This window comes from Aminobacter sp. P4_H6_2 (genome assembly GCF_056400805.1).
In genome coordinates, this window is the sequence record NZ_JBFUKO010000181.1 from 1 (window position 1) to 8,810 (window position 8,810).

Annotated in this window: 9 protein-coding genes; 6 read left to right on the forward strand and 3 right to left on the reverse strand. The window is 62.4% G+C overall.

All coding sequences use genetic code 11. The annotated features are described in order from the left end of the window. Positions 1-4: 4 nt before the first annotated feature. Positions 5-1,630 carry an ABC transporter ATP-binding protein gene (locus AC1DUU_RS14780; RefSeq protein WP_476784168.1) on the forward strand — a complete coding sequence of 542 codons (1,626 nt, stop codon included), beginning with the start codon at positions 5-7 and terminating at the stop codon, positions 1,628-1,630. A gap of 18 nt (positions 1,631-1,648) precedes the next feature. Here AC1DUU_RS14780 and AC1DUU_RS14785 read toward each other — a convergent pair whose 3' ends face one another. Beyond that, positions 1,649-2,080 (reverse strand): tellurite resistance TerB family protein, encoded by a 432-nt coding sequence (locus AC1DUU_RS14785; RefSeq protein WP_476784160.1) that lies wholly within the window; start codon positions 2,078-2,080, stop codon positions 1,649-1,651. A gap of 166 nt (positions 2,081-2,246) precedes the next feature. On the opposite strand from AC1DUU_RS14785, the gene AC1DUU_RS14790 reads away from it, so the two are divergent. The 3 genes from AC1DUU_RS14790 to AC1DUU_RS14800 all read left to right on the forward strand — a co-directional run bounded on the left by AC1DUU_RS14790 (position 2,247) and on the right by AC1DUU_RS14800 (position 4,425). Next, the gene (locus AC1DUU_RS14790) at positions 2,247-3,032 is read left to right on the forward strand and encodes a TSUP family transporter (protein WP_476784161.1); all 786 of its coding nucleotides are present in this window, start codon (positions 2,247-2,249) and stop codon (positions 3,030-3,032) included. Between the two features lie 62 nt (positions 3,033-3,094). Then, positions 3,095-3,925 carry a helix-turn-helix domain-containing protein gene (locus tag AC1DUU_RS14795; protein WP_476784162.1) on the forward strand — a complete coding sequence of 277 codons (831 nt, stop codon included), beginning with the start codon at positions 3,095-3,097 and terminating at the stop codon, positions 3,923-3,925. 80 nt (positions 3,926-4,005) lie between these two features. After that, positions 4,006-4,425 (forward strand): VOC family protein, encoded by a 420-nt coding sequence (locus AC1DUU_RS14800; protein ID WP_476784163.1) that lies wholly within the window; start codon positions 4,006-4,008, stop codon positions 4,423-4,425. Positions 4,426-4,428: 3 nt separating this feature from the next. On the opposite strand, the gene AC1DUU_RS14805 is transcribed toward AC1DUU_RS14800, so the two are convergent. Together AC1DUU_RS14805 and AC1DUU_RS14810 are read right to left on the reverse strand one after the other, a co-directional pair. After that, positions 4,429-5,898 (reverse strand): cobyric acid synthase, encoded by a 1,470-nt coding sequence (locus tag AC1DUU_RS14805; protein WP_476784164.1) that lies wholly within the window; start codon positions 5,896-5,898, stop codon positions 4,429-4,431. A 3-nt stretch (positions 5,899-5,901) separates the two neighbouring features. Continuing rightward, positions 5,902-6,519: a dimethylsulfonioproprionate lyase family protein gene (locus AC1DUU_RS14810; protein WP_476784165.1), complete on the reverse strand. Its 618-nt coding sequence runs from the start codon at positions 6,517-6,519 to the stop codon at positions 5,902-5,904. A 118-nt stretch (positions 6,520-6,637) separates the two neighbouring features. On the opposite strand from AC1DUU_RS14810, the gene AC1DUU_RS14815 reads away from it, so the two are divergent. Further along, complete coding sequence (locus AC1DUU_RS14815) at positions 6,638-7,807, forward strand: isobutyryl-CoA dehydrogenase (protein ID WP_476784166.1); 1,170 nt, start codon at positions 6,638-6,640, stop codon at positions 7,805-7,807. 154 nt (positions 7,808-7,961) lie between these two features. Continuing rightward, positions 7,962-8,810 (forward strand): 3-hydroxyisobutyrate dehydrogenase (mmsB, locus tag AC1DUU_RS14820; protein WP_476784167.1); only part of this gene is annotated, 849 nt, incomplete at its 3' end.

The following is an 8,810-nucleotide window of genomic DNA, read 5'->3' on the forward strand; positions in this document are numbered from 1 at the left end:
GGACATGAGCCTGCTTGCGATCGAAAAACTGTCGCTCAAGATCGGCAGCCTGCCGATCCTCAGGGATATCGACCTGTCGATTGCTTCGGGCGAAGTGATGGGGCTGGTTGGCGAATCCGGCTCCGGCAAGTCGATGACGGCACTGGCCATCATGCAGCTTGCGCCCGCCTCCGCACGGGCGAAGGGCCGTATCACCTTCGATGGCATCGATATCCTCGGCGCATCCGAACGGCAGATGTGCGCACTGCGCGGCGACGACATAGGCATTATCTTCCAGGAGCCGATGACTGCGCTGAACCCGGTCAAGACCATCGGCGAGCAGGTTGCCGAAGGCATCCGCTGGCACACCAGGGCCAGCCGCGCCGAGGCGGAGGAACGCGCCAGGAAAATCCTCGACCGGGTTGGCCTGCCCGAGCAGAAATTCGCGCTGTCGCGTTATCCGCACGAACTGTCAGGCGGCCAGCGCCAGCGCGTGGCAATCGCCATTGCCTGCGCGCTGAAGCCCAAGCTGTTGATCGCCGATGAGCCGACCACAGCGCTCGACGTCGTGCTGCAGGCCCAGATTCTCGACCTGCTGAAGGAATTGGTCAGCGAAAACAAGATGAGCCTGCTGTTCATCTCGCACGATCTCGCCGTGGTGACCGAGATGGCCGACAGGATCACCATCCTGCGCCAGGGCGCGGTCATAGCGACCGGCGACACCGCACGCACGCTGTCGGAAGCCACTCACCCCTACACGCGCCAGCTAGCACTTGCGTCCACCCATGTGCCAGCGCGGGTGAAGCCGCATGTCGAGGATGCGGATGCTGAAAATCTGCTCGAAGTGTCCAACATCACGCGTGACTATCCGGGCCGGCGCAGGTCGCTGTTCTCCAAGCCAGAACCGGTCCGGGCGGTGGACAATGTCTCGCTGGCGATGAAACCTGGCGCGTCGGTGGCACTCGTCGGGCGCTCCGGCTGCGGAAAATCCACCCTCGCCCGTATGATCCTGGCGCTCGACACGCCGACTTCGGGCGCCATCAAGTTTCGCGGCATGAACATCACGGGACGCAGCGAGGCCGACCTCAAGCCCGCCCGCCGCAACATGCAGGTGGTGTTCCAGGATCCCTATGGCTCGTTTGATCCGCGACATACGGTAGAGCGGCTGGTCGCCGAGCCGCTGCATCTGCTGGAAAGGCGCCCCGATGCCAAGGAACGCCGCAACATGGTGGCCCGCGCGCTCCATGAGGTCGGCCTCAGCCGTTCCGACATGGAGAAATACCCGCACGAATTCTCCGGCGGCCAACGCCAGCGCCTGTCCATCGCCCGCGCGATCATCACCCGCCCCAAACTCGTCGTCGCAGACGAGCCGGTCTCAGCCCTGGACGTGTCGATCCGCGCCCAGATCCTCGACCTGTTCGMCGAACTCAACCACAAGCTTGGCGTCGCTTATCTGTTCATCACCCATGATCTGACCGTCGCCCGCGCCATCACCGATGACGTGCTGGTCATGCATGAGGGCCGGATTGTCGAACGCGGCAAGACAGCTCAGGTGCTCGACCAGCCGTCGTCAGAAGCCGCGCAAGCGCTGGTGTCGGCAGCACCCGACCTGCACCGGGCGATTGCCCGGCGGATGCAGGAACAGGGGTGAGCAGCCGGTTTGCCAGAATTACGTCGTCGGCTTCACCACATCGACCGGGCTGATGCCAAGCAAGTCGAGCGTTCGGCGCAGGAGCTTCACTTCGTTTTCCGCCAGATGGGCGTCGGCCTTGGCGATATCGGCCATGTGGCGCGCGAGTTGCTTGCGCCGCTCAATATCAAGGTCGTGAAACATCGCAACCGCCTGCGAGCCGTTGGTTTCGTAACCGAACTCATTGAGGTATTCGACAACGGCATCGACACTGCCCTCGGCGATACCGAATGCTTCGGTGCAGATCCGGCGAAAGACAGCCATCTCGCTCTCGCTCGCAACGCCATCAGCCAGGATCATGCGAAACAGCAGCAAAAGCTCCGCCGACAGGACCGGATCGTCGGCGACCTTGCGCACACCGGGGTCGCCCTCGAACATATTACGAATCTGGGCCAGCAATCCTGTCGCCATGCGAATCCCTTCCATCGAGCTACCTGCTGTTTCCGATATAGAACAAAGTTGGGCGAAAAACACTTGGCCCAACGGCTAAGCATCTCCTTGCGTGGCGGTGCTATTGCGCAAGCTGRCTCGCTGTGGTCGAAGGCGGCCGATCCCTCCTGTGTGAAGCTTGGCACCGATGTTCGACATTGCCACAGAGACCCTGCTCTTCTTGATTGCCGCGGCGTTCATCGCCGGCTTCATCGATTCCATAGCAGGTGGTGGCGGGCTGATCACCATTCCTGCGCTGCTGCTAGCCGGTCTACCGCCAGTGGAAGCGCTCGGAACCAACAAGCTGCAATCGCTGTTTGGCTYGGGCTCGGCTACAATCAGCTACGCCGCCAAGGGTCATGTCGACCTGAAGAAGCAACTGCCCTCGGCTGCCATGTCCTGCATCGGCTCGGTGTTCGGCGCGTTGTTGGCAACTGTCCTGCCGATCGAAATCCTGCGCACGTTCCTGCCTTTCCTGCTGATCGCGATCGCATTCTATTTCGCCTTCAAGCCGAACATGGACGACGTCAACCGCACTGAACGGCTGTCACCTTTCCTTATCGGGATGACGGTGGTGCCGCTGATCGGCTTTTATGACGGCGTGTTTGGCCCCGGCACCGGCTCGTTCTTCATGCTCGCCTTGGTCACTTTGGCCGGATATGGCGTACTCAAAGCCACAGCGCACACCAAGCTGCTGAACTTTGCCTCCAACATCGGTGCGTTTGGCGTCTTCGCGTTGATCGGTGCCATGGCCTGGAAGATCGGCATCGTGATGGGCATCGCCCAGTTTCTCGGCGCTCGGCTCGGTGCCCATATGGCGATGCGCAACGGCGCCAAGCTGATCAAGCCACTCCTGGTCTGTACCTGCGTCGCACTTGCCATCCGTCTGCTCATCGACCCGACCAACCCGCTGCGGGTAATGATGGGGTTCTGAGCCGGTTTTGACCGCCATTCGCTACGCTGGTAACGTCCGGTTGCCTCAGCGGAGCCAGGACAATGGCAAGCGGCCAACTTTCGGCGGAAACATCGGCTGATCTCGCGGCGCAGTTCGAGATGGTGCGGCGCGCTCCGTCCGCGCTGCTTGCTGGTGCAGTTACCGATCTCATCGGCTTTCGCGAACTTGTTCCTGTCTACAGCCGTCAGACTGAAGCCGCTTCGCTGACGGTCCCTCTGGTCATCAGCTTTGGCGAGCCGTTCGCCATCGGCCTGAGCCGCGCGCCCGGCGACAATGACCGTTTCGCAAGCTTCGCTGCCGGCCTTCACGCCGGGCCGGTGACCATCGATTCCTTCGGCAAATCCTGCTGCGTCCAGGTCAATTTTACCCCGCTTGGCGCTCGCCGCTTCTTCGGCATGCCTATGAGCGAGCTGGCCGATCGCATGGTGCCGTTCGACGAGCTGCTTGGGGCCTCAGGCCACCGATTACGCGAAAGGCTCGGCGAGCAAGCCGATTGGCATGTACGCCTGGATATCGCCGAAAACTTCATCGCCGAGCGTCTGATCAAGGCGGATACCTCATCGGCCGAAATCGGCTGGGCACTTGAAAGAATTGTGGCGAGCGGCGGTCGCGTCCGCATTGCGACCATGGCCACGGAGATCGGCTGGAGCCGCAAGCATCTCGCAGCCCGTTTTGCTGACCAGACCGGCCTGGGTCCCAAGGCGGCCGCACGCATCGTCAGGTTCAATCGCGCCGCAAGCCTGTCGCAACATGCCAATCGCGCAGGTTGGGCCGATATCGCCGCCGCGTGCGGCTATGYCGATCAGGCTCATCTCGTGCGCGAGTTTCGCGAGCTTGCGGGCACTACACCGACGGAGTTTGGCCTCAGTTGACCAGGTAACAATTGTTCAATACGGCCAAGCGGCACTCGGCCACAGTGGGTTATCGTTCAACCGCCCCAAGGAGGTGCCAGATGCCCGCTCCCGAAGCTCCACGCATATTTCCCACATTGCGCTACAAGAATGCCGCCAACATGATCGATTGGCTGTGCGAAGCCTTCGGCTTTGCCGTCCATGCCAAATATATGAACGGCGCTGATGTCGGCCATGCCGAACTCACCCTCGGCTCTTCGATGATCATGATCGGCTCGTCGCGTGCCGACGATTATGGCGCCATCGTCGGCGAACCAGGCCAGAACGGCGGCAAGTCGATCTATGTCGCAGTCGATGACATCGATGCGGTCCATGCTCGCGCCCAAAATGCCGGCGCTACCATCGTCCAGCAACTCACCGACCGCGACTATGGCAGCCGCGAGTTTGTCTGCCGAGACCCCGAGGGCAATGTCTGGTGCTTCGGCACCTACTGGCCAAAGGCTGGCGAACCGGCTGCCTGAGCGTTAGCGCGCGGCGGCGAAAATCGCGTCGCAGTCGAGATGGCGTTCGAGATGATCGGCGATCTCGTCCAGGGCGCGCTCGACTTCGGCGCGATAGTCGATGCCGCCGCCCCTGATGCCAAGGCTTTCGAGGAACCGTCCACGAAAGCCGTTGGCGCTGAAGAGGCCGTGCATATAGGTCCCGAAAACTTTGCCGTCGGCTGAGGTCGCGCCGTCATCGACTCCGTTGATGACGGCGGTCGGCCGTGTGCAGTCGGCCCCCGTCGTCCGCCCCAGGTGGATTTCATAGCCAGACAGAGGCTCGCCATAGCGAACTGAATGCGCCTCGACATTGCGCACGGTCTTTTCCGGCTCCATCACCGTCTCGACATCGAGCAGACCAAGGCCCTCCGCCTCCGTGACGCTGCCTTCGATACCCAGCGGGTCGTGCACGACGCGACCGAGCATCTGGTAGCCGCCGCAGATGCCGACGATATGGCCTCCGCGCCGGCGATGTTCGTCGAGATCGCGGTGCCAGCCGTTTTCACGGAACAGAGCCAAGTCGCCGATTGTCGACTTCGAGCCGGGAATGACCACCAGCCCGGCATCGTCGGGCAACCGCAGCCCGGGAGGCACGAACACCACTTCGACCTGCGGTTCGGCGCGCAGCGGGTCGAGATCGTCGAAATTGGCGATCCGCCCGAGCATCGGCACTGCCACCTTGAGCGCCCRCTTCTCGCCTCCGGCCAACCGTTCGAGGATGACCGAATCTTCCGACGGTAGAAGTGCTGCCTCCTTGAGCCACGGCACGACACCAAAGCAGCGCCAGCCGGTGAAGCGCTCGATCGCGGTGATACCTTCATCGAACAGGCTGGCATCGCCGCGAAACTTATTGATGAGATAGCCGACGATCATGCGCCGGTCTTCTTCCGGCAGGATCAAGTGCGTGCCGGCTACCGATGCGATCACCCCGCCGCGATCGATGTCGCCGACGAGAATTACCGGCACGTCGGCACGGGTGGCAAAGCCCATGTTGGCGATGTCGCGCGGGCGCAGATTGATCTCGGCCGGCGAGCCCGCGCCCTCGACGATGATGAGATCGGCGCCTTCGCCAAGCTTGGCCCACGAATCGAGCACGGCACCCATCAGTTTCGGCTTCAGATCCTGGTAGTCGCGCGCCTTGGCGTGGCCAAAGACCTTGCCCTGAACCACCACCTGGCTGCCGATGTCGCTTTGCGGCTTGAGCAGCACCGGGTTCATGTGGATCGACGGCTTTACCCCGCAGGCGATCGCCTGCAACCATTGCGCGCGACCGATCTCGCCGCCGCCCGCCTCGCCCGGAATGTCGGCAACGGCGGCATTGTTCGACATGTTCTGCGGCTTGAATGGCCGCACGCTGAGGCCGCGATTGCGCGCCGCGCGGCACAGCCCCGCCACCAGAACAGTCTTTCCGACATCCGATCCGGTACCCTGAAGCATGATCGCCTTGGCCATGCCTCAGCCCCTTCCGCCGGCAACAGTTCCGGTCACGGTCGACTTGGCAGCCAAYGGCCCGCCGCGCCAGAGATAGAGTGCAAGCAGCGGATCGCTGCCGGTACGCATTGCGTGGTTGACGTTGGAAGCGTGGTGGATCACCTCGCCGCCCCGCCTTTCGCGAAAAGGCGCGTCGCCCATGCGCCATTCAGTGCCGCCGGTCAGCGAGATGTAGACCTCTTCAGCGACATGGTGATGGTCGGGATATTCGATGCCGGGGCCGAGAACGAGAAAACCGGCAGCTACTTTGTCGTTCATGTAGTGCCCGCGCGTGCCGAACAGCTCCACCCAACCGTAATTGTCGAGGAAATGCTGACCAAAATCGGCGACAGCGTAAGTCTGGCCCCAACTGAGTTCGTCGCGTCGTTCCGCAAGCCTCCTCGCCAGCGGACGAAGCTCGACAGGCGCTAGCTCAATGGTACGATCGAGAAGACGCGAACATTTGACAACGTTTGGCTCCAGTGTCCGCGCGGGCATCGCCCAGTCGATATCACCGAGAAATTCACCTACAGGTGAGACCGAACCGGCCATCTGGAGATAGCTCCGGAAGGCCTCCAGCAGCTCATCAAATTTTGTCGCCACGTCGCTTCTCGCCCATGCATTTACGCACAGCCGCTCTGTTGAAGGTCGGGTTGCGCGGCTGCATCATTGGTCTAGATTGATCGCTGCGCATAGCCAAAAAAACGACAGGGAGGCCGACATGGACGCCGCAATCGATGCGACTGCCGGTCAATTCGAACTCAACGAAGACCAGCTGGCCATTCGCGAAATGGCGGGCAGTTTCGCCGCTGAACGCGTGGCACCTCATGCGCTCGAATGGGACAAGGACAAGCACTTTCCCGATGATGTGATCCGCGAAACCGGCCCGCTCGGCTTCGGCGGTCTGTACGTCAATGAGGACGTCGGCGGCTCCGCCCTCACCCGCCTCGATGCCGTTTTGGTCTTCGAGCAGCTGTCGCAGGCCTGCCCGGGCTTTTCGTCGTTCATTTCGATCCACAACATGGTGGCATCGATGATCGACCGCTTCGGCAACGCCCAGCAACGCCAGCGCTTCCTGCCCAAGCTCACCTCGATGGAATGGCTGGCCAGCTATTGCCTGACCGAGCCTGGCTCCGGCTCGGATGCGGCAGCGCTGCGCACCCGCGCGGTGCTTGACGGCGACCACTATGTCATCAACGGCGCCAAGCAGTTCATTTCAGGGGCCGGCGACAGCGACATCTATGCCGTCATGGTGCGTACCGGCGCGGACGGCCCCAAGGGCATCTCGACGCTGGTCGTGCCCAAGGACACGCCAGGCCTGTCTTTCGGCGCCAACGAACACAAGATGGGCTGGCACATGCAGTCGACGCGGCAGGTGATTTTCACCGATTGCCGTGTACCGGTCGAAAACCGCCTTTCCGACGAAGGTGCCGGCTTCGGCATAGCCATGGCGGGTCTCGACGGCGGCCGCCTCAACATCGCCGCCTGCTCGCTTGGCGGTGCGCAAGCGGCGCTCGACAAGGCCCTCGCCTACACCGCCGAACGCAAGGCATTCGGCCAGACCATCGACCGTTTCCAGGCGTTGCAGTTCCGCCTCGCCGACATGGAAACCGAGCTGCAGGCCTCACGCCTGTTCCTCTATGCGGCAGCTTCGAAACTCGACCACAAGGCGCATGACGCCTCCAAATGGTCGGCCATGGCCAAGCGCCTTGTCACCGACACCGGCTTCAACGTCGCCAACGAGGCGCTGCAACTGCTCGGCGGCTACGGTTACCTGCATGACTACGGCATCGAGAAGCTGGTGCGCGATTTGCGTGTCCACCAGATTCTCGAAGGCACCAACGAGATCATGCGCGTCATCATCGCGCGGCACATGATTGGAAGGCAGTGAGGATTGAGGCAGTAGGGCAGTAAAATTACAACAAGCCGCATACAGGGCGCACTTGCAGACACCTCCCAGCCCACTGCCCTACTGCCCTACCGCCCTACTCCCTTATTGCCCTAATCCCCTAACACCCGATCCACCCACCGGAGGAACATCAATCATGACCACAGTCGCCTTCATTGGTCTGGGCAACATGGGCAACCCCATGGCCGCCAACCTCGTCAAGGCCGGCCACACGGTGCATGGCTTCGACCTGATGCCGGAGCACCTCGAAACCGCGCGCGGCAATGGCGTCACCGTCATGGCCAACGCCGTTGCCGCAGCCAAGGACGCCGACGTGGTGATCACCATGCTGCCGGCTGGCAAGCATGTGCTTTCGGTCTATGAGGACATTGCGCCGAAGGTGAAAAAGGGCGCGCTGCTGATCGATTGCTCGACCATCGACGTCGATTCGGCGCGAAAGGCACATGCCATTGCAGCCAAGCATGGCCTGTTGTCGGTGGACGCACCGGTGTCGGGTGGAACCGGTGGTGCGGCGGCCGGCACGCTGACCTTCATGGCGGGCGGCGCGCAGGCAGCCTTCGACAAGGCCGAACCGGTGCTCCAGCCGATGGCGGGACGCATCGTCCATTGCGGCGACGCCGGTGCCGGCCAGGCGGCCAAGATCTGCAACAACATGATCCTCGGCATCTCGATGATCGGCGTTGCCGAAGCCTTCGTGCTCGCTGAAAAGCTCGGCCTGTCGCACCAAGCGCTATTCGACGTGGCCTCGACCTCATCGGGCCAGTGCTGGTCGCTGACGTCCTATTGCCCGGTGCCGGGACCAGTGCCCAATTCACCGGCAAACCGCGACTACCAGCCAGGCTTCGCCGCGGCCCTGATGCTCAAGGATTTGAAGCTGTCGCAGGAAGCAGCGCAGCAGGCAGGGGCCGTCACCCCGCTCGGTGCCGAGGCGACCCAGCTCTATGCGCTCTACTCGGCGCTCGGCCATGGCGGCACCGATTTCTCC